At 67.2% G+C, this 25916-nt stretch carries 25 protein-coding genes, 1 other RNA gene and 1 pseudogene; 12 read left to right on the forward strand and 15 right to left on the reverse strand.

Features of this window, described 5'->3' with window-relative positions:
• Positions 1-45: 45 nt before the first annotated feature.
• Positions 46-561 carry a hypothetical protein gene (locus ACOGXA_RS06250; RefSeq protein ID WP_419926414.1) on the reverse strand — a complete coding sequence of 172 codons (516 nt, stop codon included), beginning with the start codon at positions 559-561 and terminating at the stop codon, positions 46-48.
• 345 nt (positions 562-906) lie between these two features.
• Between ACOGXA_RS06250 and valS the strand changes: the two genes are divergently transcribed.
• The 6 genes from valS (at position 907) to ACOGXA_RS06280 (ending at position 9759) form a co-directional block, all read left to right on the forward strand.
• Entirely contained in the window at positions 907-3456 is a 2550-nt protein-coding gene (valS, locus tag ACOGXA_RS06255; protein ID WP_419926415.1) for a valine--tRNA ligase, read from the forward strand.
• Positions 3457-3470: 14 nt separating this feature from the next.
• Positions 3471-4205 carry a molybdate ABC transporter substrate-binding protein gene (gene modA / locus ACOGXA_RS06260; protein ID WP_419926416.1) on the forward strand — a complete coding sequence of 245 codons (735 nt, stop codon included), beginning with the start codon at positions 3471-3473 and terminating at the stop codon, positions 4203-4205.
• A gap of 56 nt (positions 4206-4261) precedes the next feature.
• Entirely contained in the window at positions 4262-5062 is an 801-nt protein-coding gene (modB, locus tag ACOGXA_RS06265) for a molybdate ABC transporter permease subunit (RefSeq protein WP_419926417.1), read from the forward strand.
• Positions 5059-6099, forward strand: a complete 1041-nt coding sequence (locus ACOGXA_RS06270; protein ID WP_419926418.1) for a sulfate/molybdate ABC transporter ATP-binding protein — start codon at positions 5059-5061, stop codon at positions 6097-6099. Before modB ends, ACOGXA_RS06270 begins: the two co-directional genes overlap by 4 nt.
• 157 nt (positions 6100-6256) lie before the next feature.
• Entirely contained in the window at positions 6257-8671 is a 2415-nt protein-coding gene (locus ACOGXA_RS06275) for a ribonucleoside-diphosphate reductase subunit alpha (protein ID WP_419926419.1), read from the forward strand.
• 128 nt (positions 8672-8799) lie between these two features.
• Complete coding sequence (locus tag ACOGXA_RS06280; RefSeq protein WP_419927054.1) at positions 8800-9759, forward strand: ribonucleotide-diphosphate reductase subunit beta; 960 nt, start codon at positions 8800-8802, stop codon at positions 9757-9759.
• 8 nt (positions 9760-9767) lie between these two features.
• Here the strand turns inward: ACOGXA_RS06280 and dnaG are convergent, their stop codons facing one another.
• The 7 genes from dnaG to uppS form a co-directional block, all read right to left on the reverse strand.
• Entirely contained in the window at positions 9768-11645 is a 1878-nt protein-coding gene (gene dnaG / locus ACOGXA_RS06285; RefSeq protein WP_419926420.1) for a DNA primase, read from the reverse strand.
• A gap of 41 nt (positions 11646-11686) precedes the next feature.
• Positions 11687-13207 (reverse strand): putative PEP-binding protein, encoded by a 1521-nt coding sequence (locus ACOGXA_RS06290; RefSeq protein ID WP_419926421.1) that lies wholly within the window; start codon positions 13205-13207, stop codon positions 11687-11689.
• 10 nt (positions 13208-13217) lie between these two features.
• Positions 13218-14555, reverse strand: a complete 1338-nt coding sequence (locus tag ACOGXA_RS06295; RefSeq protein ID WP_419926422.1) for a glycine--tRNA ligase — start codon at positions 14553-14555, stop codon at positions 13218-13220.
• A 65-nt stretch (positions 14556-14620) separates the two neighbouring features.
• Positions 14621-14812, reverse strand: coding sequence for a hypothetical protein (locus ACOGXA_RS06300; RefSeq protein WP_419926423.1), 192 nt, complete (start codon positions 14810-14812; stop codon positions 14621-14623).
• A 22-nt stretch (positions 14813-14834) separates the two neighbouring features.
• Positions 14835-15074: a type II toxin-antitoxin system HicA family toxin gene (locus ACOGXA_RS06305; RefSeq protein WP_419926424.1), complete on the reverse strand. Its 240-nt coding sequence runs from the start codon at positions 15072-15074 to the stop codon at positions 14835-14837.
• Between the two features lie 52 nt (positions 15075-15126).
• Complete coding sequence (gene recO / locus ACOGXA_RS06310; RefSeq protein ID WP_419926425.1) at positions 15127-15840, reverse strand: DNA repair protein RecO; 714 nt, start codon at positions 15838-15840, stop codon at positions 15127-15129.
• Positions 15841-15892: 52 nt separating this feature from the next.
• Positions 15893-16615, reverse strand: coding sequence for a polyprenyl diphosphate synthase (gene uppS / locus ACOGXA_RS06315; RefSeq protein WP_419926426.1), 723 nt, complete (start codon positions 16613-16615; stop codon positions 15893-15895).
• Between the two features lie 116 nt (positions 16616-16731).
• Here uppS and ACOGXA_RS06320 point away from each other — a divergent pair, with 116 nt between their 5' ends.
• The gene (locus ACOGXA_RS06320) at positions 16732-18615 is read left to right on the forward strand and encodes an ATP-dependent DNA helicase (RefSeq protein ID WP_419926427.1); all 1884 of its coding nucleotides are present in this window, start codon (positions 16732-16734) and stop codon (positions 18613-18615) included.
• Positions 18616-18625: 10 nt separating this feature from the next.
• Here ACOGXA_RS06320 and era read toward each other — a convergent pair whose 3' ends face one another.
• Positions 18626-19564 carry a GTPase Era gene (gene era / locus ACOGXA_RS06325; RefSeq protein ID WP_419926428.1) on the reverse strand — a complete coding sequence of 313 codons (939 nt, stop codon included), beginning with the start codon at positions 19562-19564 and terminating at the stop codon, positions 18626-18628.
• Positions 19565-19626: 62 nt separating this feature from the next.
• Between era and smpB the strand changes: the two genes are divergently transcribed.
• From smpB to ACOGXA_RS06350, 5 genes are all read left to right on the forward strand, one after another.
• Positions 19627-20127, forward strand: a complete 501-nt coding sequence (gene smpB, locus ACOGXA_RS06330) for an SsrA-binding protein SmpB (protein ID WP_419926429.1) — start codon at positions 19627-19629, stop codon at positions 20125-20127.
• Between the two features lie 113 nt (positions 20128-20240).
• Positions 20241-20629: a transfer-messenger RNA gene (gene ssrA / locus ACOGXA_RS06335) on the forward strand.
• 137 nt (positions 20630-20766) lie between these two features.
• Positions 20767-20904: a hypothetical protein gene (locus ACOGXA_RS06340; protein WP_419926430.1), complete on the forward strand. Its 138-nt coding sequence runs from the start codon at positions 20767-20769 to the stop codon at positions 20902-20904.
• A 360-nt stretch (positions 20905-21264) separates the two neighbouring features.
• A complete protein-coding gene (locus tag ACOGXA_RS06345; RefSeq protein WP_419926431.1) occupies positions 21265-21585 on the forward strand; it encodes a hypothetical protein in 321 nt (106 codons plus the stop codon).
• Between the two features lie 5 nt (positions 21586-21590).
• Positions 21591-22274, forward strand: coding sequence for a nucleotidyl transferase AbiEii/AbiGii toxin family protein (locus tag ACOGXA_RS06350; protein ID WP_419926432.1), 684 nt, complete (start codon positions 21591-21593; stop codon positions 22272-22274).
• A gap of 19 nt (positions 22275-22293) precedes the next feature.
• Here the strand turns inward: ACOGXA_RS06350 and ACOGXA_RS06355 are convergent.
• The 6 genes and pseudogenes from ACOGXA_RS06355 to ACOGXA_RS06380 form a co-directional block, all read right to left on the reverse strand.
• Positions 22294-22479: pseudogene (locus ACOGXA_RS06355) on the reverse strand (transposase); the annotation flags it as partial.
• Between the two features lie 121 nt (positions 22480-22600).
• Positions 22601-23212 (reverse strand): DNA-3-methyladenine glycosylase family protein, encoded by a 612-nt coding sequence (locus ACOGXA_RS06360; protein WP_419926433.1) that lies wholly within the window; start codon positions 23210-23212, stop codon positions 22601-22603.
• A gap of 37 nt (positions 23213-23249) precedes the next feature.
• On the reverse strand, positions 23250-24092 hold the full coding sequence (locus ACOGXA_RS06365; RefSeq protein WP_419926434.1) for a hemolysin family protein: 843 nt from the start codon (positions 24090-24092) through the stop codon (positions 23250-23252).
• A complete protein-coding gene (ybeY, locus tag ACOGXA_RS06370; RefSeq protein ID WP_419926435.1) occupies positions 24089-24610 on the reverse strand; it encodes an rRNA maturation RNase YbeY in 522 nt (173 codons plus the stop codon). The genes ACOGXA_RS06365 and ybeY overlap by 4 nt, the downstream gene beginning before the upstream one ends.
• Positions 24607-25554: a PhoH family protein gene (locus ACOGXA_RS06375; protein WP_419926436.1), complete on the reverse strand. Its 948-nt coding sequence runs from the start codon at positions 25552-25554 to the stop codon at positions 24607-24609. The genes ybeY and ACOGXA_RS06375 overlap by 4 nt, the downstream gene beginning before the upstream one ends.
• A complete protein-coding gene (locus ACOGXA_RS06380) occupies positions 25555-25818 on the reverse strand; it encodes a helix-turn-helix domain-containing protein (RefSeq protein ID WP_419926437.1) in 264 nt (87 codons plus the stop codon). It abuts the gene before it with no gap.
• Between the last annotated feature and the right edge of the window lie 98 nt (positions 25819-25916).

Raw genomic sequence — 25916 nt, forward strand, 5'->3', positions numbered from 1 at the left:
GCCCACGTCACTGATTCAACTACATCTCTGCTCTGCCAGTGGATGTCAAACTCCAGCCAGGCTCTTCAAATGGGCCCGGTGTGGTGCCGAAACCCCCGACAAGCGGCGCCGAAACTCCAGACCGGCATTTACCGCGGCAATCACTTGGCTATCCCAACGCTCGACCTGTTCGCCCAAGCTCTCACTGAACCAGCAGTGCACCTCGTCGGACCACCACATTCGATACCTGCTCCTCGGATCGGTAACCGGTGGGGGAAATCCACCCGGACCCCGCTTGCCAGCGACGAGCAACCGGATGCTCTCGCGAGTGCGTCCAGTTCTAGCAGCAATGTCGGACATGGACAGAAGACCGATCTCAGCCAGTCGGACGACCTTGACCCCGTCAACGGATTCCACGTCGGCAACGGCGGTGAACACTGCCTCCTCAAATGTATCGGCCACCCGCCCGAAATCTAGGTACTGGACGCCGTCAGTCCGCCCGACCAGCGCGTCGTCGCATCCCGCTTCGAAGAGCGCTTCTATCACGCCTTCGTCCTGCAAGTCAGGGCCTTCAACAATCATGGTGAACTCATGTAGCGGCATCTCGATCTCTCATTTCCCTACTCGTGCCTGCATCGACTCACTTCGCGACGGAGATGGCGGGCAAAGTTGCTCCGCGGCATGTTGACAATATACAACGCTGTTGCCATACGTCAACACCACAGGATAGGGACTGGAGGGGAACCCCGCAGTTCCGCCGTACTCGCAGGTGTGGGGACATCTGGCAAGGAGAAACCAAAACCATCGGCACCTTCAACCCCCGCCTTGACATCCGCCTAGTACGAGGAAACGACACCAACAACTACGCCCAACCAGCCCCGTAACGACTGCTACCCGCAACGAGTACACAAGTACCATGACCAAGCGATGACCGCCCCCCGCAACGTCCCCGAGAAGCCCAAACTTGAGGGCTTGGAAGCCAAATGGGACGAAATCTGGGAGGCCGACGGAACCTACCGATTCGACCGCACCGCCACCCGGAACCAGGTGTACTCAATCGACACCCCTCCCCCCACCGTCAGCGGCGCCCTCCACGTGGGCCATATCTTCAGCTACACCCACACCGACACCCTCGCCCGCTACCACAGAATGCAGGGCAAGCAGGTGTACTACCCCATGGGCTGGGACGACAACGGCCTGCCCACCGAGCGCCGGGTGCAGAACTACTTCGGGGTCCGCTGCGACCCCTCCCTGCCCTACGACCCCGACTTCCAGCCCCCCGACGAGCCCGGCAAAGACCAGCTCCCCATCTCTCGGCGCAACTTCGTGGAGCTGTGCGTGCAGCTCACCGCCACCGACGAGCAGGCCTTCGAGGCGCTGTGGCGCCGCCTGGGCCTTTCCATCGACTGGTCGCTCACCTACGCCACCATCGACGAGCGCAGCCGCCGGGCCTCCCAGCGGGCCTTCCTCCGCAACCTGGCCCGGGGCGAGGCCTACCAGAGCGAGGCGCCCAGCCTGTGGGACGTTACCTTCCGCACTGCGGTGGCCCAGGCCGAGCTAGAAGACCGGGAGCGCCCCGGCGCCTACCATCGCCTGGCCTTCCGGCTGCCCGACGGCGCCGACCTTCCCATCGACACCACCCGCCCCGAGCTGCTGGCCGCCTGCGTGGCGGTGGTGGCCCACCCCGACGACCAGCGCTACCAGCAGTTGTTCGGGCAAACCATCACCACCCCGCTGTTCAAAGCGGAGGTGCCCATGGTGGCCCACACCCTGGCCGACCCTGAGAAGGGCACCGGGGCAGCCATGATATGCACCTTCGGCGACACCACCGATGTGACCTGGTGGCGGGAGCTGAACCTGCCGGTGCGGGCCATCGTCGACCGGGGAGGACGCCTGGTGGCCGACGCTCCCGTAGGGATCGACCCCACCCCCTACGCCGAGATCGCCGGACGAACCATCGGTGGCGCCCAGCAGCGCACAGTCGAGCTCCTCAAGGAGTCGGGCGAGCTCATCGGCGAGCCCCGGCCCATCACCCACCCGGTGAAGTTCTTCGAGAAGGGCCAGCGCCCGCTGGAGATCGTCACGTCCCGCCAGTGGTACATCCGCAACGGCGGGCGCGACCAAGCCCTGCGCGACGCCCTGATCGATAGGGGCCGCCAGCTCAACTGGGTGCCCGAGCACATGCGGGTCCGCTACGAGAACTGGGTGGGGGGCCTCAACGGCGACTGGCTCATCAGCCGCCAACGCTTTTTCGGCGTGCCCTTCCCCATCTGGTATCCGCTCGGCCCCGACGGCGAGATCGACTACGACCACCCCATCGCCGCCAACGAAGCCCGCCTCCCGGTAGACCCCTCCTCCGACACACCCCCCGGATACAGCGAGGACCAGCGGGACCAACCTGGCGGGTTCACCGTCGACCCCGACGTGATGGACACCTGGGCCACCTCCTCGCTGAGCCCGCAAATCGCCTGCTACTGGGAGGACGACCCCGACCTGTTCGAGCGCACCTTCCCCATGGACCTGCGTCCCCAGGCCCACGAGATCATCCGCACCTGGCTGTTCGCCACCGTGACCCGGGCCCATTTCGAACACGGCGGGCTGCCGTGGTCCACCGCGGCCATCTCGGGCTGGGTGCTCGACCCCGACCGCAAGAAGATGTCCAAATCCAAGGGCAACGTGGTCACCCCCATGGACACCCTGGAGGCGTTCGGCGCCGACGCCCTCCGCTACTGGGCGTCGTCGGGGCGGCCCGGCACCGACACCGCCTTCGAGGAGGGCCAGATGAAGGTGGGCCGCCGGCTGGCGGTGAAGATCCTCAACGCCAGCCGATTCGTGCTGGGGTTCGACGCCGCGCCCGACACACGCGCCCAGCCCACCGAGACCCTAGACCGGGCGCTGCTCGCCCACTTGGCCGATTTGGTGGACGACACCACCGCTGCATTCGACAACGGCGATTACGCTCGGGCGCTGGAGTTGGCCGAGACATCGTTTTGGTCTTTCACCGACGACTACCTGGAGCTAGTGAAGAACCGGGCCTACGGCGGACGGGGAGGGCCGGAGGGCGAGTCGGCCCGCGGCGCATTGGAAGCCGCCCTCACCGCCTACCTCAAGCTGTTCGCCCCGTTCCTGCCCTATGTGACCGAAGAGGTGTGGTCGTGGTGGCAGCAAGGCTCGGTCCACCGCTCGGCCTGGCCAGCCGCCGCCGAACTGCGGGCCGCGGCAGGCGAAGTGAACCCCCAGGCCGCGGCAGTGGCCGCCGACGCCCTGCGGGAGATCCGCCGCATCAAAAGCGACGCCAAGGTGCGCCTGTCGATACCGATCGCCACCGCCACCGTCACCGACACCGCGGAGCGGCTGGCCATTCTGAGGCTGGTGGCCGGCGACGTGGCCGACGCCGGGCGGTGCCAGGAGCTGCTCACTGCGGTGGGACCGGGACTGTCGGTGACCGCAGAGCTGGAAACCGAGACCGCGGCCTGACGAAGCGGATTGCCATGCCGTTGCGGACTCTCGGCGCGCTGGCCGGGATTCTCGCCTGGTTGGTGACAGGATGCGGAGATGGAGGCGAGACCACAGTGACCGTGTACGCGGCAGCGTCGCTGTCGGAGGCGTTCGAGGATCTGGCCGCCGAGTACGAGGCCGCCAACCCGCAAATCGACGTGGAACTCAGCTTCGCGGGCAGCGCCCGGCTGGCCGCCCAGATCACCGCCGGCGCCCGGGCCGACGTGTTCGCCGCGGCCGACGGCGCCAACATGAGCCGGGTGGTGGCCGAGGGGCGCACCGTCGCCCCCCCGGTGGCGTTCGCCCGAAATGGGCTCGCCCTGGTGGTGCCCTCCGGCAATCCCGGCAGCGTCACGGAGCTGGCCGACCTGTCAGACGACGGCTTGGTATTGGCAGTGTGCGCCCCCGAGGTGCCCTGTGGGGCCCTCGCCCAGGCGGTGCTGGCCGACGCCGGGGTCGACGCCGAACCCGACACCGAGGAGACCAGCGTGCGGGCCGTGCTCACCAAGGTGATGCTCGGCGAGGCTGACGCGGGGCTGGTTTATGCCACCGACGTGGCCGCCGGCGGCAACAAAGTGGCCTCAGTGCCCCTCGGTCCCCAGATCAGGTTCAACGACTACCCGGTGGCCGCGGTCAGCGACCGGGCCGCTGCCGCCGGGTTTGTGGACTTTGTCCTAGGTCCCGACGGCCAGCGCATCCTTCGTAGCCACGGATTCGAATCACCATGACCGGCCGCTCCAGCGCCAAAAAGCCGAACAGCCGGCCACCGATCGCTGTCTTGGTGATGGCCGTCATCGCGATGGCCGTACTGGCGTTGCCCCTGGTGGGCCTGTTGCAGCGAACGCCGTGGTCTTCGCTGGGTACCACTCTGGGCGAAACCGCCACCTTGGAAGCCCTCCGGGTGTCGGCGGTGGTGTCGCTGGTGGCCGCCGGAGTGTCAGTGGTGCTGGGGCTGCCTCTGGCCTGGGTGCTGGCCCGGCTGGAGTTTCGGGGACGGGCACTGGTGCGGGCCGTGGTGCTTTTGCCCATGGTGATGCCCCCCGTGGTGGGCGGCATCGCCCTGTTCTTCGCCCTCGGCCGTCGAGGGCTCATCGGCCGGGCCCTGCACAACGGCTTCGGGGTGGACACCCTCATCGGCACCACCGCGGGCGCGGTGATCGCCGCCGCATTCGTGTCGATGCCGTTTTTCGTGATCACCGCCGAGGCCGGACTGCGCCAGCTCGACCCCCGCCTGGAATCGGCCGCCTCCACCCTGGGCGCCGGACGCTGGACTGTGCTGCGCCGGATCACCCTGCCGCTTCTGGCCCCGTCGCTGGCCGCGGGCATCACCCTGTCGTGGGCCAGGGCACTGGGCGAGTTCGGCGCCACCATCACCTTCGCCGGCAACCATCCGGGCCGCACCCGCACGCTGCCCCTGGCCATTGCCCAGGCCAACGAGGCCGGGCAGCCCGAGGCGGCCATCGCCATGTCGGTACTGCTCATCGGGGTGTCGCTGTTAGTGCTCATCGGCCTGCGCCACCGCTGGATCGCCCCCCGCTCCCCTTGGCGGCAAGATCGGCCCTCGCCGGAGATCTCCCAGCCATGAGCATCCGGGCCGACATTTGGGCCGCAGCCGGAGACTTCGCCGTCCAGGCCGAGTTCGACGCGCCCGCGGGAAGCTGCACCGCCATCGTCGGCCCCAACGGCGCGGGCAAGACCACTCTTATCCATGTGCTGGCCGGACTGATTCCCGTGCAGAAAGGCGTGGTGGTGCTGGCCGGCCAAGTGGTCGACGACCCGGCCCGAGGAATCCACGTGCCCCCCGACCGCCGACCCATCGCCCTGCACAGCCAGCACAACCTGCTGTTTCCCCACCTCAGCGTGGTGGACAACGTGGCGTTCGGCCCGCGGTGCGCGGGCTTGGCCTCCCGCCCGGCCCGACAGCAGGCCGAGGAGTGGCTGCACAAGGTTGGCCTGGCCGACCTGGCCGATTTGCGCCCCGCCGAGCTCTCCGGCGGACAAGCCCAGCGGGTGGCATTGGCCCGGGCCGCGGCCTGCCGCCCCGATGTGCTGCTGCTCGACGAGTCCCTGGCCTCCCTCGACGCTGAGACCCGCATCGACGTGCGCCACCTGTTAGCCGACATCGAGGCCACCCGCGTGCTGATCACCCACGACCCGGTGGAGACCCGGGTGCTGGCCGACCAGCTCCTGGTGATGGAGCAGGGCCAGATCGTGCAGGCAGGAACCCCCGGGGCGGTGGCCGCCGACCCCCGCACCCCATGGACCGCCGGGCTCTTGGACGTGAACCTGCTCACGGGCCGCGCCACCGGTACCCGTGTGGCCCTCGACTGCGGCCTCGCCCTCACCTCGGCCACGCCGATGTCCGGCCCGGTGCTGGTTACCTTCTCCCCCGCGGCCGTCACTTTGTCGACCGTGCAGCCCCATACCAGCGCCCGCAACACCTGGGAGGCCGAGGTGTCCCGGATCCAGCCCGAGAGCGACCGGGTCAGGGTGCTTCTAGGGGCGCCGGCGCCCTGCCAGGCATGGGTCACACCCCAAGCGGTGGGCGAGCTGGACCTACGCGCCGGCTCGCGGTGCTGGGCCGCCCTCAAAGCCACCGAGTTGACCGTTCGAGACGCGTAGTCCGCGCGCGCCTTCACGCCCACCTTTCTCCAGCCCCATTCTGAACTCGCTGGTCACAGGCCTAAGATGCAAGGACTATTGCGTAATTTTCCCCATGTAATTACACTGGGGAGACTTAGCGCTGACCGCTGAAAAGCCTCGTTCTCAGGGGGGACTGATGACACTCGTACAGGAGCCACTGGCCGCAGTGACCACTAATGGGGCAGATGCCTGCCAAAACGGGGCCAGTGACACCGGGATGCGGGTGCGCAAGCGCAACGGCGAGCTGGAGCCGGTGGACGTCAACAAGATAGTCAACGCCGTGGCCCGCTGCGCCGAGGGCCTAGTGGGCGTCGACCCTATGCGGGTGGCCACCCGGACGATATCCGCGCTGGCCGACGGGGCCACCACCCGAGAGCTGGACGAGCTCTCCATCCGCACCGCAGCCGGGCTCATCGTCACCGAGCCCAACTACTCCAAGCTGGCTGCCCGGCTCCTGTCCACCTGCATCGACAAGGAGGTCCGCAACCAGAACATCCCCTGGTTCACCGAATCGATCAAATCCGGCCACAGCCTGGGCTTGATCAGCGATGAGACCGCCGACTTCGCCGAGAAGCACGCCCCCGCGCTGAATGCCTCCATCAGCTCGCTGAGAGACCGCAACTTCGAGTTCTTCGGCTTGCGCACGGTGTACGACCGCTACCTGCTGCGCCACCCCGACACCCGCCAGGTGATCGAGACCCCCCAGTACTTCTTCCTGCGGGTGGCCTGCGGCCTGTCGGCCGACGCCGAGGAGGCCATCGGCTTCTACGACCTGATGAGCTCGCTGGCCTACCTGCCGTCGAGCCCGACGCTTTTCAACTCGGGCACCGCCCACCCCCAGATGTCGTCGTGCTACCTGCTCGACTCCCCCGCCGACAGCTTGGAGGGCATCTACGAGCGCTACACCGACATCGCCCGGCTGTCCAAGTTTGCCGGCGGCATCGGCGTGGCCTGGCACCGGATCCGCTCCAAGGGGTCGCTCATCCGGGGCACCAACGGCCTGTCCAACGGCATCGTGCCGTGGCTCAAGACCCTGGACAGCTCGGTGGCCGCCGTCAACCAGGGCGGCAAGCGCAAGGGCGCGGCCTGCGTGTATCTGGAGAGCTGGCACGCCGACATCGAGGACTTCCTGGAGCTCAAGGAGAACACCGGCGACCACAACCGGCGGGCCCACAATCTGAACCTGGCCAACTGGATTCCCGACCTGTTCATGGAGCGGGTGGAGAAAGACTGGCAGTGGTCGCTGTTCGACCCCAAGAAGGTGCCCCACTTCACCGACCTCTACGGCGAGGAGTTCCGGGATGCCTATGAGGAGGCCGAGGCCGCCGGGCTGTACGAGTGCCAGCTTCCCGCCCGCCAGCTCTACAGCCGCATGATGCGGAGTCTGGCCCAGACCGGCAACGGCTGGATGACGTTCAAAGATGCCTCCAACCTGCGCTGCAACCAGACCGGCAAAGAAGGGCGCACGGTACACTTGTCCAACCTTTGCACCGAGATCATCGAGGTCACCAGCGCCGACGAGACCGCAGTGTGCAACCTGGGGTCGGTCAACCTGGGAGCGTTCGTAGACACCGACGGCGGCAAGATGGATTTCGAGCGGCTCGGCGAGGTAGTCCGCTCGGTGGTCCCCTTCTTGGACCGGGTGATCGACATCAACTTCTACCCCACCCCCGAGGCGGCCAACTCCAATGCCAAGTGGCGTCCGGTTGGGCTGGGCCTGATGGGGCTTCAAGATGTCTTCTTCCACCTGGCGCTGCCGTTCGACAGCGACGAGGCCCGCCGTCTGTCGGCCCGCATCTCCGAGGAGATCTACTTCAACGCCCTGTGGGCCTCCACCGTGCTGGCCGAAAAGCACGGCCCCCATCCGACCTTCTCCGAGACCCGGGCAGCCGATGGCCACCTCCAGTTCGACCTGTGGGACAAGGAATCATCCGACCCGGCTCGGTGGCAGACGCTGCGGGACCGCATCGCCGAGCACGGTCTGCGCAACTCCCTGCTCATCGCCATCGCCCCCACCGCCACCATCGCCTCCATTGCCGGCTGTTTCGAGTGCATCGAGCCCCAGGTGTCCAACCTGTTCAAGCGGGAGACCCTCTCCGGGGAGTTCTTGCAGATCAACCGATACCTGGTGAACGACCTCCAAAAGCTGGGACTTTGGGACGACCAGATGATCGCCGACGTGAAGCGATCAGAGGGGTCGGTGGCCAGCATCGACCGCATCCCCAACGGTTTGAAGGCGGTGTACCGCACCGCCTGGGAGATCCCCCAGCGGTCGCTCATCGACATGGCCGCCGACCGGGGGGCATACATCGATCAGTCCCAATCGCTGAACCTGTTCATGGAGTCGCCCACCATCGGCAAGCTCAGCTCCATGTACCGGCACGCCTGGCAGGCGGGGCTGAAGACCACCTACTACCTGCGTTCCCGCCCGGCGACCCGGATCAACCAGACCACCTCCGGAGCGCCGGATGCCGCCGCCGCCCCGGTACCCGACGAAGAGGCCGTGGCCTGCTCCCTGGAGAACCCCGAGACCTGCGAGGCATGCGACTGATGGCACTAGCTGAAACCCCCTTCCGCACCGAAGAACTGGGCTCCGCCCCCGACCCCGGGCCAGCCCCTCTGGCCGCACCGGCAAACGGGCGCATCCTCGATCCCGGATTCAATCTGACGCTGCGCCCCATGCGCTACCCGCAGTTCTACGACATGTACCGCGACGCCATCAAGAACACCTGGACGGTGGATGAGATCGACTTCTCCGACGACCTGGTCGATTTGGAGCGCACCCTTTTGCCCGCGGAGAAGCACCTGGTGAGCCGGCTGGTGGCGTTCTTCGCCACCGGGGACTCCATCGTGGCCAACAACCTGGTGCTTAACCTCTACGGCCACATCAACTCCCCCGAGGCTCGGATGTACCTGTCCCGGCAGCTTTACGAGGAGGCGCTGCACGTTCAGTTCTATCTGACCCTGCTCGACAACTACATCCCCGACCTCGCCGAGCGGGAGGCCGCCTTCGCGGCCATCGACAACATCCCCTCCATCCGCAAGAAGGCCGAGTTCTGCTTCCGGTGGATGAACTCGATGGACGACATCGAGCAGTGCGAAACCCCCCAGCAGCGGCGGCAGTTCCTGTTGAACCTGATCTGCTTCGCCACCTGCATCGAGGGGCTGTTCTTCTTCGCCGCGTTCGCCTACGTGTACTTCCTGCGGTCCAAGGGGCTGTTGAACGGACTGGCCGCCGGCACCAACTGGGTGTTCCGCGACGAGAGCTGCCACATGAACTTCGCCTTGGAGGTGGTCAACACCGTGCGGGTCGAGGAGCCCGATCTGTTCGACGCCGAGCTGAGCGAGCAGGTAGCCACCATGATCTCCGAGGCGGTGGACTGCGAGCACCAGTTTGCCGAGGATCTGCTGGGCCAGGGCGTGCCCGGCATGTCGGTGGCCGACACCCGCCGCTACCTGGAGTTCGTGGCCGACCAGCGCCTGGCCCAACTCGGCCTGCCCAAGCAGTTCGGCGCCAAGAACCCGTTCTCGTTCATGGAGCTCCAAGACGTGCAGGAGCTCACCAACTTCTTCGAGCGCACCGTGGCCTCCTACCAGGTGGGCGTCGAGGGCGACGTCGCCTTCGACGAGGACTTCTAGGCCCCCACCTACACCCCCGGACGCAGCAGCTCCAGCAGCGCTCGGGCCGGATCAGATGCCCACTCCGACCCGCGGAGCTTGTCCATCGCCGTCTTCAGGCTCGCTACCCGGCGCATCAGGTCTTCGTCGGCCGACCCGGTTCGGGCTTGGCGCTCGAGGTAGGCCAGTTCCCGCTCGGCCGACTCATGCAGCAAAATCGCCATGACCACCTGCTGGCGGCGCGCGCTGTCTCTCAGCCCCTCGTCTTCGTCCACCAGCAGCTCCCGCATGAAGGCCGTCACGCTCGGCTCGGCCTCAGCCAAGAGCGTGTCTATGTCGGGGTACTCCAGCAAAGCCTCGAACACGCTCCGGTACAGCGAATGGTGGAACATCTCAGGGACGATCTCCGACCACACCCCACCGGGCTCGTGGGCGGCCAGCCACAGCACCTGGCGCTCCACATTGTTGGGCGGGAGGCTGTCGGGGCTCCCGTCTGCCCCGTTGCCCCCGTAAACCGAGTAGTCACCGCGGTCACCGCCGCGCTCGTCGCCTGCGCCGGCCGGGTGGGGGGCGTCGTCGGCTGCGGGGCGGGACCCCTTTGGGGTGCCGCTGCGGCGGGCACCGGCCACCACCCCCCGCAGATGGTCGGCGCTGACCGAACACCGATCCGCTATTTCCACCAGGTACTTGTCCCGGATCTCGGGATTGGGGTGCTCGGCCACCAGCCGGGCGGCCCGCTCCCCTGCCCGAACCTGGCCCTTGACGGTGCCCAGGTCGGCATCACCCAGCACCCGGTTGATACGGAAGTCCATGAAGTCCATCGCACCATCCACCGCGGCCACCAGTCGCTCGGGGTCATTCTGGGCCAGTTCACCGGGGTCGGCCCCCGGGGGGAGGTCGGCCACCGCCACCTCCAGCTCGAAGGCGTGCTCCCATTGGGAGAAGCGCTCGGCCGCGGTCTGGCCGGCCGAGTCGGCATCAAAGGCCAAAACGATGCGGGGGGCGAACCGCCGCAGCACCCGCACGTGGTCCTCAGTTAGGGCCGTGCCGCAGGTGGCCACCGCTCGGGAGATGCCCGCTTGGGCGAAGCCGATCACGTCGGTGTAGCCCTCGCACACGATCACTTCGCCGGCGTTCACGATGTCCTGCTTGGCCCAGTTCAAGCCGTACAGCACTCGGGACTTGCGATAGACGGCGTTGTCCACCGAGTTCTTGTACTTGGGACCCTCCCCGCCGGGCAGCACCCGCCCGCCGAATCCCACCGGCTTGCCACTGGGGTCGAAGATGGGGAAGAGCAGCCGAGCCCGGAAGCTGTCCTGTATGCGCCTGCCCTTGTTGCGGAACCCCAGACCGGCGTCGGAGAACACCTGCACTGACATGCCCCCGTCGGCTCCCACCCCCAGATCTGATGCCAAAGCATCCCATTCGTCGGGCGCCCATCCCAGCTTGTACTGGCGCACCACGTCGCCGTCGTAGCCCCGTTCTCGCAAGTAGCGCCGGGCCAAACCGGCGTCGGGGGCGGTCAAGAGCCGCTGGTGGTACCACTCCACCGCCTGCTCGAGGGCCTCGGTGAGCTTGCCCCGCTTAGAGCGGTCGGCCCCCTCGCCGGGCGACGTGTAGCGCAGGACGATCCCCGAGCGACCGGCCAGGCGCTCCACCGCCTCGGGGAAATCGGCGTGCTCCACCTCCCGCACGAAGGTGATGGCGTCGCCGCTGACCTTGCAGCCGAAACAGTGGTACACGCCCATCTCGGCATTCACCGAGAACGACGGGGTCTTCTCGGCATGGAACGGGCAAAGACCCTGCCAGCGGCGCCCGACCCGCTTCAGCTGTACGTACTCGCCGATGACCGCGACGATGTCCGTCGCCTCTCTCACCCGGGCCACGTCTTCGTCGTGGATGCCCACAGTGTGAGACTACGCCGAACTGATGACAGCTTGGGCAGCCGCTAGCCAGAGCCCGAGGCGATCACTGCATGGGCCGCCGCCAGGCGGGCCACGGGCACCCGGTGCGGGGAACACGACACATAGTCCACCCCCGCGGTGGCCAGCAGCGCGATCGAGGCCGGGTCGCCGCCGTGCTCGCCGCACACTCCTATCTCTATTCCCGGTTGGGCAGCTCTGGCGCTGACCACCGCGTCGGCCACCAACTTGCCCACCCCGGATTCATCCAAGGTCTCGAACGGGTTGACCGCCAGCAGGCCGTGCTCGATGTAGGGGCGCATGATCTTCGCCTCGATGTCGTCGCGGCAAAACCCAAAGGTCATCTGGGTCAGATCATTGGTGCCCACCGACATGAAGTCGGCGCAGTCGGCGAGCTCGGCCGCGGCCAGCGCCGAGCGGGGTGTCTCGATCATGGCCCCCACCGGGATGGGCCGGCTTCCCAGGCGGCTCTCGAATCCTGCCATCTCGTCGGTTACCGCGACCCTCACATGGGCCAGCTCAGGGCCGCCCACCACCAGGGGAACCATGATCTGCACCCGCGGATCGCCCCCCGCCTCCACGCGCCGGGCGGCAGCCTCGGCCACCGCGGCGGCCTGGGCCCGGTACAGCTCAGGGCGCAGCACCCCCAACCGGGCGCCCCGCACACCGAGCATGGGATTGCTCTCGGCCAACTCCGGGTGATCGGGCAGAAATTCGTGCAGGGGCGGGTCGAGCAGGCGGACGGTCACCGGCAGACCGTCCATGACTCCCAACAGCTCGACGAGATCGTCCACCTGGACTTCGACCAGAGCGTCCAGTGACGCCCTTCCGCCGTCGGTGATGGCCCGTTGAATCAGCGGCAACCGCTCCCCCAAGAACATGTGCTCCGTCCGACACAGCCCCACCCCGGTTGCCCCGAATTGGCGGGCCAGCCGGGCAGAGGCGGCGTCGTCGGCGTTGGCCCGCACGGCCAGGCGCCCTCCCCGCAGCTCGTCGGCCCACCCCAGCAAGGTGAACAGCTCGCCGGGAACCTCCACTGAGCCCACCTCGGCGGCGCCCAGCATGATCGTGCCCGCCGATCCGTCGATGGTGATGGGGTCGCCGTCGCGCAGCTCCACATCGCCCAGTCGGGCTGCTCCCCCGACGACATCCACGGCCAGGGTCTCAACCCCCACCACCGCGGGGATGCCCCAACCCCGGGCAATAACCGCCGCGTGGCTGGCCATGCCCCCTTTGGCGGTGACGATGGCTGCCGCGGCCGACATGGCCACCTCATCGGCCGGGGTGGTGAACGGACGGACAAACACCGCGGGAATGCCCTCGTCTTCGGCATCCAACACCGAGTCCACGGTCAGACACACCCGGCCCGACGCCGCTCCCGGTGAGGCGGCCACCCCTCGGGCGGCCACCGGGGCCGAAGGACCGTCGGTCATCTTGGCGTGGAGAAGGTGTTCCACGTCGTCGGGGGAAACCCGCAACACCGCTTCGGTGCGGTCCAGATCACCGCGCTCGGCGGCCTGCACCATGGCAACGACCGGGCTGGTCACCCCGTCCGCCTCACAGTCCGAGCTTGGCGTCCAGGTGCTCGGCCAAGGCGTCGATGGGCACCCGGTCTTGGTCCATAGTGTCGCGGTCGCGCACGGTCACGTCCCGGTCGTCCAGGGTGTCGAAGTCCACGGTCACGCAATACGGGGTGCCGATCTCGTCTTGGCGGCGGTAGCGGCGGCCGATCGACTGGGTCACGTCGTAGTCGGTCATCCACCGGGGCCGGAGCAAGCCCAGCACCTCCTCGGACACCGCCTGGAGCTCGGGCTTCTTCGACAGGGGCAGCACCGCCGCCTTGTAGGGTGCCAGCCGGGGGTGCAGCCGCAGCACGGTGCGGGTCTCCCCCCGCACCTCCTCGGTGTCATAGGCGGCTAGGAGAAACGCCATCATCGTGCGGGTGGCCCCTGCGGCCGGCTCGATCACGTGGGGGCGGTAGCGCTCGTCAGCCTGCTGGTCGTAGTAGTCCAGGTCGACGCCGGAGTGCTGGGCGTGCTGGGTGAGGTCGTAGTCGGTGCGGTTGGCGATACCTTCCAGCTCGCCCCACCCCCAGGGGAACAGGTACTCCACATCGGCGGTGCCGGCCGAGTAGTGGCTGAGCTCGTCGGAGTCGTGGGGCCGCAGCCGCAGCCTGTCGGCGGGGATCCCCAGGCCGGTGTACCAGTCCATCCGGGCACCGCACCAGTACTCGAACCACGCCGCGGCCTCGTCGGGGGGCACGAAGAACTCCATCTCCATCTGCTCGAACTCCCGGGTGCGGAAGATGAAGTTGCCCGGTGTGATCTCGTTGCGGAACGACTTGCCGATCTGGGCGATGCCGAACGGCGGCTTGTTGCGCGCGGTGTTCAAAACATTGGCGAAGTTGATGAACATGCCCTGGGCGGTCTCGGGCCGCAGGTACACGTCGGCCCCGGCCCCGGCCACCGGGCCAGCCTGGGTGCGGAACATCAGGTTGAACTCCCGGGCCTCGGTGAGCTGGCCCCGCTGTCCGCAACTCGGGCAGGCCTCGGAATCCTCGAGTTGGTCCTCGCGGTGGCGAGTGCCGCAGTTGCGGCAGTCAACCAGGGGGTCGGTGAAGTTGGTGAGGTGGCCCGACGCCTCCCACACCTCAGGGGGCGACAGGATGGAGGCGTCGAGGCCGACCACGTCGGTGCGGAGCTGCACCATGGTCCGCCACCAGGCGTCCTTCACGTTGCGCAGCAGCAGCACACCCAGCGGGCCATAGTCATAGGCGCTGCGGAAACCGCCGTATATCTCCGCCGACTGATACACGAACCCCCGCCGCTTGCAGAGGTTCACCACCCTGTCCATCACATCGTCGCCCGCACCCTCGGCGACATCTCCGCTGCTCATGGCCCGCAGGCTACCGGCCCCCGGTGACAGGACTGACACCGAAAACGGCGCTATATGGAGTTAGATCAGGCGGTGACGGGATCTGGGGCGATGACAATTTCTGGTTCAACGCCTACCAATTCTCCGGCTTCTCGGATCAAGGTCTCAAGTTCTCCAAGGGTAGCGGCGTTGGCGAAATAGGCGGACTCGCCGATGTCGCCTTCGGCTAGCCAATCTCCGCTGCCTTCGTTGTCCCTGGTGATTACGACCTTCGCCATGTCCTGTCCTCCATCGGAAACTTCAGAGTAGCGCTTCAATCTCGTCGTCAGATAGCCCCGCCTTGTCGGCCAGCATCGCGCGCAAGTGCTTGGGCTTCACCGTCCTCCCCTTGTGCAGTGGGAGGATGATTGGCCGCCTACCCTCTGCCCTCAGTAGAACGTGCGAACCTCTCTGGCGGACTTTCTGGTATCCGATTCTGCGGAGCAGCCGAAGCACCTGATCGGGCTTGAAAGCTGGAAACCGGGAGACCGGAAGCGACATGCCCAGCAGGGTATGATGCGTTAACTATATTTTCCACTGTTTTCAAGATATATCAGGAATATGCGCTGGCGGCACGGAGGCGGCGTTCTAGGTGGTGTTCCATGGCGGTGGTGGCGAGGTGCTGCACTTCGCCGGTGGCCGGCGAGGGGGGCGCGGCCAGCGCGGCGCTGAGGCTGCCGCCCAGTACCATGCGCATCAAGTCCAGCGCATCGGGTGATAGCGGGGATCCGCGGCGGCAGTTGCGGCACAGCACGCCACCGCTGCCGTAGTCGAAAGAAACCAGATCGTCGGTGGCCCCGCACGATGCGCACCCGCCCACCTCGGGGCCCACCCCGTCGTGGGCCAGGAGCTTGAGGTAGAAGGCGGGCACTACCAGCGGGGAGTCGCTCGCGTCCAGGGCCCGCAGCCCGCCGAGCAGCATCCGGTACAGCGCGCCGTCGGACTCCCGGTCGACCCCCACCCGGTCGACCGCCTCCAACATGGCCATGGCCTTGCCCAGCCGGTCCAAGTCCTCCCGCACCGCCCGGAACTGGTCCACCGACTCGGTCTGGGTCACGATGTCGAGCTCGCTTCGACCCCGGTGGAGCTGGAGCTGCACATGGCTGGTGGGCTCGAGGCGCCCCCCGAACCGACTGCGGGTCTTGCGCACCCCCTTGGCCACCGCCCGCACCTTGCCGTGGTCCCGGGTGCAGAACACCACGATGCGGTCGGCCTCGCCCAACTTGTAGGTGCGAAGCACGATGCCCTGGTCCCGATAGAGGCTCACCGGCGCCAGTATCTCACTAACTGGTCCGGCGGGGGGGCTCGCCGGGTACCCCTTACCTCACCCGGCCGAAGCGGCGGTGGCGGTGCTGGTACTCGGCAATGGCGGCAAACAGATCGCGTCGGGTGAAGTCGGGCCACAACACGTCGGAGAACACCAACTCTGAGTAGGCCAGCTCCCACAGCAAGAAGTTGGAGATCCGGTATTCCCCCGAGGTGCGGATGATCAGATCAGGCTCGGGCATCTCCTGGTCGTAGAGATGGCGGACGATAGTCCGCTCGTTGATCATCCGGGCCGGGATCCGCTGGGCGGCGATGCGGCGCACCGCATCCACGATCTCGGCCCGGCCGCCGTAGTTGAAGGCGATCACCAGCGTCATCCGATTGTTGTTATGGGTGAGCTCTATGGCCTCGTCCATCTCCCTGATGAGGCCCTTGGGCACCCGCCAGTCGCGGCGTCCCACGAAACGGATCCGCACTCCCATCTCGTTCAGCTCGTCGCAGCGCCGCCGCAGGATGGTGCGGTTGAAGTTCAACAAGAAGCGGACCTCGTCGTCAGGGCGGTTCCAGTTCTCCGTGGAGAAGGCGTAAACCGTGAGCCATTCGATGCCCAGCTCCAGCGCTCCCTCGATCACATCGAAAAGGGCGTGCTCGCCCTGCTCGTGGCCCTCGGTACGGGCCATGCCCCGCTGCTCGGCCCAGCGCCCGTTGCCATCCATGACGCAGCCGACATGGCGGGGAATCCGGCTTAGGTCAAGGCCATGGTCGGACACGCCCACACCTGCACGGTACTCCCCCGCGGCTGCCGACAGGATGCGGAGCAGTCTTATCGGCAGAGTCTTGTCAATATCGATTCACCACAACTGCGGCACTGGCCACCGCTAGCGTCGGGGCGATGCCGGAAATCATTGCCGTCGAGGAAGCCCTTGAGGCAGCCGTGTCGTCGTTGGACGGCGGAGGAGAGCGTCGACCGGGCCAGCGGGACATGAGCGAGGCGGTGGCCGAAGCGATGGATTCGGGCCGCCATCTGGTGGTGGCAGCAGGCACCGGAACCGGCAAGTCGCTGGCCTATCTGGTTCCCCTGGTACTGGGCGAAGGCCCGTCGGTGGTGGCCACCGCCACCAAGACCCTTCAAGACCAGCTCGTCGACAAAGACCTCCCCCAATTGGCCGACGCTCTGGGCCTGCCGGTGCGCTTCGCCGTGCTCAAGGGCCGGTCCAACTACCTGTGCTTGCAACGCCTGAAGGAGCACATCGACGACAAGCAGCTGAGCCTGGGCGTCGCCGACGGACCTAGGGCGCAGATTTCCCGGCTGGCCGCGTGGGCCCAGCAGACTGACACCGGCGACCGGGCCGAACTCGACTTCGAGCCCTCGGCGGCGGCATGGGATGCCCTCAGCGTGTCGGGCCGGGAGTGTCCGGGGGCGCAGCGCTGCCCCTCGGGGTCGAGTTGCTTCGCTGAGAAGGCCCGCCACCGGGCTGACGTGGCCGACATCGTGGTGGTGAACACCCATCTCTACTGCCTGCACCTGTTCAGCGACACTCCGATCCTGCCCGAACACGACACGGTGGTCATCGACGAGGCCCATGGCCTGGAAGACATCGTTTCCGACACCGCCGGACTGTCGCTGAGCGGAGGCCGGTTCGACGAGTTGGCCCGCAGCGTCCGAGCGGTGGTGGCCGAATCGGCCGCGGCGGGCGACCTCGAGGATGCCGGCGTGCGGCTGAGAGATGCCCTGGCCCCGTTCCGGGACAAGCCGCTGCCCGCTCCCTTGCCCACCGAGCTTCATGATGCCGCGGTGCTGGCCCGGGGTCGGGTGGAACAGGCGGCAGCAGAACTGCGGGCGGTGCCCGATGACGGACCCAGCGATGTGGGTCCCCGCAAACTGCGGGCGGTACTGGCCACCGGGGCCTTGGCCGAGGATCTGAACCGGGCAATAGACGCCAAACCCTCCGAGGTCGCCTGGGTATCGGGCACCGAGTCGTCACCCGCTTGGCGAATAGCCCCCATACAACTGGGCCAGCTCTTGACCGAGCACCTATGGGAGCACACCACCGCGGTGCTGACCAGCGCCACCATCCCCATGAACCTGGGCGAGGTGCTGGGCCTCGACCCCGACGATCACCGCGCCATCGACGTGGGCAGCCCGTTCGACTATGAGGCCAATGGGTTGCTGTATTGCGCCCGACACCTGCCCGATCCCCGCAAGCCTGGCTACGAGCCGGCCCTCCATGAGGAGCTGGCCGCGTTGATCACCGCCGCCGGTGGCCGCACCCTGGCCCTGTTCACCAGCTACCGGGCCATGGACCGGGCCGCCGAAGTGCTGCGAGAGCAGCTCGACTTCCCCATCTACACCCAGCGCGACTTGCCCAAACCGGAGCTGCTGCGGCGCTTCACCGCCGAGGTGGAGAGCTGCCTGTTCGCCACCATGAGCATGTGGCAAGGGGTGGACGTGCCCGGCGAGTCGCTGTCCCTGGTGACCATCGACCGCCTGCCGTTCCCCCGGCCCGACGACCCCCTGCTGGAGGCCCGGCGGGAGCGCTATGGCGGCAACGCCTTCCGGGTCGTCGACCTGCCCCGGGCCGCCACCCGGCTGGCCCAAGGCGCCGGGCGTCTCATCCGCCGGGGCGACGACCGGGGGGTGGTGGCAGTGCTCGACTCCCGAATGGCCCGGGCCGGCTACCGCTGGACGCTGGTCGACGCCCTGCCCCCCTTCCCCCGCACCGCCGACCGCCACCGAGCCGTCTCCCTGTTGAGGATGATCCGGGACGGAGTCTGAATGACGGCCGCTACAGATCGGGGCTGGCCATAGACCCCGGCCCGTAGCCGAAGCGATCGAGCATCTCAGGGCGGCGCTGCCAGTTTTTCTCCACCCCAACGTGCAGTTCTAAGAACACGCCCTTGGGAAGCTGGGCCCGGGCCGCGGTGCCTACGTTCTTCAACACTGAGCCCTTCTTGCCGATCACCATGGGCTTCTGGGACTCGCGCTCCACCAGTATCTCCACCTTGATGCGGGGCCACTCCCATTCGGTCACCGCCACGGTGATGGAGTGGGGCAGCTCCTCGCGGGTTGCAGCCAAGAGCTGCTCGCGCACCAACTCGGCCACCCAGTGGGCCTCGGGCATGTCGCGCACCATGTCGGGCGGATACAGCGGCGGACCGGGCGGCATGATCTCGCACAGCCGCTCGACGAGGGCGCCCACCCCCTTGCCGGTACGGGCTGAGGTGGGAAAGTACTCGGCGAACCCCAGCTCACCGGCCGCAGCCAACTGGGCCACCACCTTGGAGCGGGGGGCGGCGTCGATCTTGGTCACCACCACGATGGAGTCGCCGCTGAGCTGCTCGGCTATGAGCCGGTCGCCCCGGCCCAGCGGCCGGGTGGCGTCGATGCAAAGGCACACCACATCCACACCGCCGGCCGCGTCGGCCGCGGTGGCGTTGAGGCGCTCGCCCAGCGCGGTGCGGGGCTTGTGGATACCGGGGGTGTCCACAAACACCACCTGCACCTCGTCGCGGTGCAGCACCCCCCGAATGGCGTGCCGGGTGGTCTGGGCCTTGTCGGACACGATGGCCACCTTGGTGCCCACAATGGCGTTGACCAGGGAAGACTTGCCGGAGTTGGGCCGCCCCAAGAACGTCGCGAAACCAGACCGGAAGCCGTCCCACGGATTCTGCCCGCCAAGATCGCCGACCGGGTCGCTTGTCGACATGTCTCTCTGGTCGGCCACGGCGCCCAGACTACCGGTGAATTGCCGCTGCCCCTCCCCTGCTGCCCGGGTACCGTGAGCTGATGGCCGCAAGCAAGCCGGAATCAAGCAGCGTCCAGGAGCGCGCCAAGGTGGTGGCCACCAATCGCCGCGCCCGGCGGGACTACGAGATCATCGACGAGTACGAGGCCGGCCTGGTGCTGGTGGGCTCGGAGGTGAAGTCGCTGCGGGAGTCCAACGCGACGCTCACCGAGTCGTACGCCCGCATGGCCGATGGCGAGCTGTGGCTCCAGTCGCTGCACATCGCCCCTTACTCCCACGCTGACGGTGCCACTGGCCACGACCCCGACCGGCCCAAGAAGCTGCTGTTGCACCGGGGCGAGCTCAATCGCATCAAGGCCCGCCTCGAACAAGATCGCCTGACAATGGTGCCCCTTTCGCTCTACTTCACAAAGGGCCGGGCCAAAGTGCTCCTCGGGCTGGCCCGAGGCCGCCGCCGGGCCGACAAGCGCCAAGCCATCTCCGAACAAGACGCCCGCCGCGAAGCCCGCCGCGAGTTGGGCCGAGCGGCCCAACAGGGCTGACCGGCAATTCTGCCTGGTCGGCCCGACACCTCGATGCCGCACAGACAAATCCTGGGACCCGCGGCCTGGACAAGCCGGTATCATGGCGGAGCACCTTGACAACAAGTGCACACGGGGCTGATCGGTTTCGACGTTGGGACCGGGGGCTGCGCTGTGCGACCCGAGTTGCTCAGACTCGCAAAACGGGGCAACCAAATAACCGACACTGACCGTGTCCCTCTCGCAGCCTGATCCATCAGGTGTAGAGAGTCATCGCGACCGGCAACGGCACGCGGGGCCGGTCCATCGCAGCCCGGCAACAGAAGCGGTGGAGACAGTCGGGACAGACCACTGACGGCGGGAAAGACCGCTGACTCCGGGGAACAGACTCGGTGGCGGGCCCCCTAGCGGGGGCTGCCCGACCCGGCGGTGCGGCTGCCATCGACGCCGCACACCGGGAATGGTCGTATCACAGCCAGGCGCCGCCCAGCGGACGGGGGTTCGATTCCCCCCAGCTCCACTCTGTGAATTCAACCGGGGGACCAGGCTAGGCCGCCGTAGATTCTGAGGATGGCGCCAGTATCGACTTCATCGTCGCCCGTCCCGACGACCGGGTAGTCGCCGTCGAAACCAAGCTCACCCAAACCGTGAGCAGCAAAGATGTGCGCCACCTCAACTGGCTCCGCAGCGAGATCGGCCGACGACCTCCTCGACGCCGCCATCATCACCACCGGACCAACCGCCTACCGACGCACCGACGGCACAGCCGTCATCCCCGCCGCCCTCCTCGGCCCCTAACCCCTCCTGGTCGAAAATAAGTACACACGGGGCCGGTCCCCATCGCAGCCCGGCAACAGAAGCGGTGGAGACAGTAGGGACAGACCGCTGACGGCAGGCAACAGTCCCGGTGGCGGGCACCCCTAGGGGCCACCGGACAGCCGGTCTCTTCGACGATCCGAACAGCCCCCGCACGGAACTCCGGATCGAACTCTCTTCGCATACGCGGCATGACTCTCCTCATAGAGCACCTCTCCACGATTAGGGGGGAAGCTCAGAGGGAACCTCAGTTTCAGGGGTCGCGGCTGTCAAGTATCTGATGGCCGCAGGGCCAGTTTTGGTGGCGGCGGGTTTTCTGTTGGCGGGTCTATGATTGGTGGCATGGCTGGTCAGGTGAGGCCGTTGAGCCGTATGCCGGTGTCGATTCCCGACGACATGGAAGACCGGACGCTTCCCAAGGCGACGGGTGTGGTGAAGCTGCCCGCCCATATCGCTTGGAGCCCGCCCTACACCTACGACTTGGGCCGTCCCCGAAGCCTGCGCCGTGTCTATGCGAGGGTGATGACGGAGGGCCTCGACGAGGACGTGCGGTGGTTCATCGATCTCGATGTGCTGGTCGAGATTTGGGAAGAGCTGTACCTGTCGCCGCACGTGCGACTGGCGTGGAGCCGCTGGCTCACCCAGCAGGGGCTCATCGGCTAGCACTGGTGCTCACCGACCTTCAACAGCGCGTCCGGCGCATCATCTCGGATCTGCCCGAGTCCGGGGCTTTCGCATTGGCCGGCGGAGGGGCGTTGATCGCCAGCGGCGTTGTGCAGCGGCCTACCAACGACTTGGACTTCTTTGCCCCGCACCCCAACGACGTCACCGAACTGTACGAAGCAGCCCGTGCCGCCCTCGAAGCCGACGGGCTGAAGGTCACCCCCTGGCGGGTGGAGACGACGTTCGCCAGGCTCCAGATCGAATCCGGCGCCGAGTCCACAGCAATCGACCTCGCCACCGACTATCGGCTGCTCCCAGCCCGGGCCACCACCGAGGGCCCGGTCTTGGCAACACCAGAACTGGCCGCCGACAAAGTGCTGGCCCTGGGAGCCCGCGCCGAAGCACGCGACTATGTGGACTTCCAATCACTGGCTGAGCGGTTCAGCATAGAAGAACTCTGCGAGCTGGCCGGACGGAAAGACCTGGGCTTCCGCCCCCATCTGCTACTGAGAGCCCTAGCCCAGTTCGACGAAATCGAACCCGCAGAATTCGACGACTACACCATGGACTATCCCAGCCTGAGAGCATTCGTCTACGCCGCGCACGCCCGGCTGGAACAACAGACAAGTGTACGCTCCCCCACCGACAGATCCCCTGAGTCCGGGACCGATATCGACCACGGACTCTAACCCAGCTTGCAGGACCACCATCCTCGCCTGCCGACCCCCCATGAACTGGAACCGGCACGTCGTCGCGCCACCGGTGAAACGCGGCCTCCGACACATCCAGGCGCCGGGCCACATCCGCGACCGACGCGCCCTCGCCCAACAGCCGGTCAGCCTCCCTGAGCTTGCGCACAACCTGCTCGGGCGCGTGCCGCCTCCGGCTAGCCATACTCGTGATCCTCCTCCATCCAGCAATACTGGACAACGGACTCTCATAGCAGATTGACCAACCACAGGGGGTCACGCCATTCCGCGATGCACTCCTAGTTTCAGACCGGCAGCTTCAGGTCTCAGACCTCGGTGGCTCGCCAGCAGTACCAGGCGGCGACGCTGCGGTAGGGGCGGAAGGGGTCGCCGAGGGGTTCTAATTCCTCGGCGGTGGGAGGCTCGGTCCAGCCGTGGGCCAGTCCGTATCCCTTGCGCACCCCGAAGTCGCCCACCGGCCACACGTCAAGGCGGCGCAGCGAGAAGATCAGGAACATCTGGGCGGTCCATGTGCCGATGCCCCAGACCTGGGTGAGCTGGTCGATCACCTCCTGGTCGGAGAGCCGGCCCAGTCGGGCCAAGTCCAACGTGCCCTGCTCGCAGTGCGCGGCCAAATCGAGCATCGCCCGGGTCTTGGCCCCCGACAGCCCCGCCGACCGGAGCGGCGCCTCCCCCAGGGCCAGCACCGCACCAGGGGCCCACTCCGGCATCTGCCCCCGCACCCGGCCCCATATGGCCCCCGCTGCCTTGCCGGCGAGCTGCTGGTAGGCGATCTCGCGGCTCAGCACCTCGAAGCGCTGCTCCACGGTGGGCTTGGGCCCGAAACGGGCCGGGCCGAACCGCTGCACGAGCCCGGCCATTACCTCAGAGGCGTTACTGAGCGCCCGGCTGGCCTCGGTCAGGCCCACATTGCCCACTTCCTGCTCCTGCGCCAACCTCGATCTGAACTTCAGATCAAGTCGGAGAAGCGGCGGCAACCGGCTTCACGACCACCCGGGCGATGCGGCGACCGGTGACCCGCTCCACCAGTAGCTCCCAGCCGTCCACCACCAGCGTCTCCCCCTCGTCGGGCACATGGCCCAGGGTGTTGAAGATCAGACCGCCCACGGTGTCCCAATCGCCGTTGGGCAGCGGGGCCTCCAACACCTCGCTCAGCTCGTCTATGGGCACCCGCCCGTTCACCCGCACCGTTCCGGGCGCCACTCGCTCGATCATGGGCTCCTCCACGTCGAACTCGTCGACGATCTCGCCCACCAACTCCTCGATGAGGTCTTCCAGCGTGACAACTCCGGCGGTGCCCCCGTATTCGTCCACCACGATGGCGATGTGGAACTTCTCAGCCTGCATCTCCCGCAGCAAACGGGAGATGCGCTTGGTCTCGGGCACGAAGCGGGGGGCCCGAGCCACCGCGACCGCCGGGGCGCCGGCACCCTGTTCGCGCTCGGCCCGCATCAGGTCTTTGGCGTGGACCACCCCAACCACGTCGTCGATCCCCTCGGCGTACACCGGGACCCGGCTGTAGCCGTGCTCGATGGCGATGCCGATGGCCTCTTCCACCGTGAGCTGATCGCTCATCGCCACCATGTCGGTTCGGGGCACCATCACCTCGCGGGCCACTGTGTCGCCGAACTCGATTATCTGCCCGATCAGCTCCCGCTCCTCGGGCTCGATGGCGTCGGACGCCTCGGCCGCCTCGGCCACGGCCAGCAGCTCTTCCTCGGACACCTGCGGCGCCTCCCGCCGCCAGCCGGCTCGGAGCAGTCGCCGCGGCGGCTTGGCTCGGCCGGGGCCGCTCATTGTGACCCGGCCGGCGAGCTCGACGCCGATGACAGGGCGAGCAGCTCCTGCTCGCGATGCTCCATCTTCTCAGCATCGAAGTCGTCGGCGTGGTCGTAGCCCAGAAGGTGCAGGGTGCCATGAACCACCAGCAAGGCGATCTCGTCATCGACGGCCCGGTTGCGGGCTTTGGCGTTGGCCTCGGCCACCTTCGCGCAGATCACCACGTCGCCCACCAGCCGGGGCTCATCGCGAGCCCGGAGAGCACAGCCGTCGTCGACGCCGAGGGCGAGCACGTCGGTGGGCCGATCGATGCCCCGGCGGGCTGCGTTGACGGCGGCCATCTCGTCGGCGGGCACAAACACCAGACCCGCCTCCCAGGGCGCCGCCACCTGCTCTTCGGCCATAACCCGGCGCATCAGCCCCGCCCACCGGCCCTCGTCCACCAGCAGGTCTTGTTGGCGGACGTCCACCACCACAACCCCCGAATCAAAAGCGGTCCCGCTGGGTTTAGGGCCGGTGTCCCCGTCGGTCCTCACTGCTGGGCCCGCTCATAGGCGTTCACGATGTCGGCGACGATGCGGTGGCGCACCACATCCCTTGAGGTCAGATGCACGAACGACAGGCCGTCGATTCCCCCCAGAATCTTCTCCAGGGAGTCCAGCCCGCTGCGGCCCCGGTCCACATCCACCTGGGTCACGTCGCCGGTCACCACCGCCCTGGAGCCGAACCCGATACGGGTCAAGAACATCTTCATCTGCTCGGGGGAGGTGTTCTGGGCCTCGTCCAAGATGATGAAGCTGTCGTTGAGGGTTCGGCCCCGCATGTAGGCCAGCGGGGCGATCTCGATGACCCCCCGGTCGACCAGGGACTGCACTTCCTCGGCGTCGAGCATGTCGTAGAGGGCGTCGTAGAGCGGCCGCAGGTAGGGATCGACTTTGGCGATCATGTCACCGGGCAGAAAGCCCAGACGCTCCCCCGCCTCCACTGCCGGCCGGGTCAAGATGATGCGCTCCACGGTGCGGGCCTTCAGCTCCCGCACCGCGGTGGCCACCGCCAGCCAGCTCTTGCCGGTGCCCGCCGGGCCGATGCCAAAGGTGATGATGTTGGCCCGCATGGCATCGACATAGCTGCGCTGGCCCGCTGACTGGGGGCGGATCACCCGGCCCCGGCCCGACCGCAGCACATCGGTGTCCATCACCCCGGAGAGGCTCTCCTCGGCTTCCGCCATCTGGATCGCCCGACCCAGCATACGGGCATCGAGCTGGTGGCCGCCCTGCACGAGTTGGACCATCTCGTCGAAAAGGCCGGCCACCTGGCCGGCGCCCTGGCCTGACACCGTGATCCGGTTCCCCCGCACGAAGATGTCGGCGTCGGGAAACGACTGCTCGATCTGGCGGAGATGCTGGTCGCGCTCACCCAGCAGGGTGGCCATGAGCCCGTTGCGCGGAATGTCTATGGTGACCGGCGCGGCGGTGGTCATTCAGGAGCTGGCATCTGCGTCGCCGCTCGCGTCGTCATCGCTGGCGGAGACGGGATCAGGGTACAAGTGACCCAGCGTGCCGGGCTCGATGCGGCTGCGCTCGATGAATCTATCCACATCGGTCTGTTGGACCCGGATAACCCGACCCATTCGATACGCGGGAAGGCCGCCCTCGTTGATGAACCGGTACAGAGTTCTGGTGGTGATCCCCAGCCGCTTGGCCGCGGTCTCGGTATTCAGCCACACAATTTGGGATTCGCTCATCTACGCCAACCTTATCCCATCCCCACTGGCCGGGCATAAAACTTGTGGAATTGCGCAGATTCAAGGCTCAAAGCGGCCTGCAATCGCCGCAGGGGATC

Origin of the sequence: Candidatus Poriferisocius sp. (assembly GCF_965208475.1) — a bacterium.
In the GTDB taxonomy this organism is placed as follows: domain Bacteria; phylum Actinomycetota; class Acidimicrobiia; order Acidimicrobiales; family Bin134; genus Poriferisocius.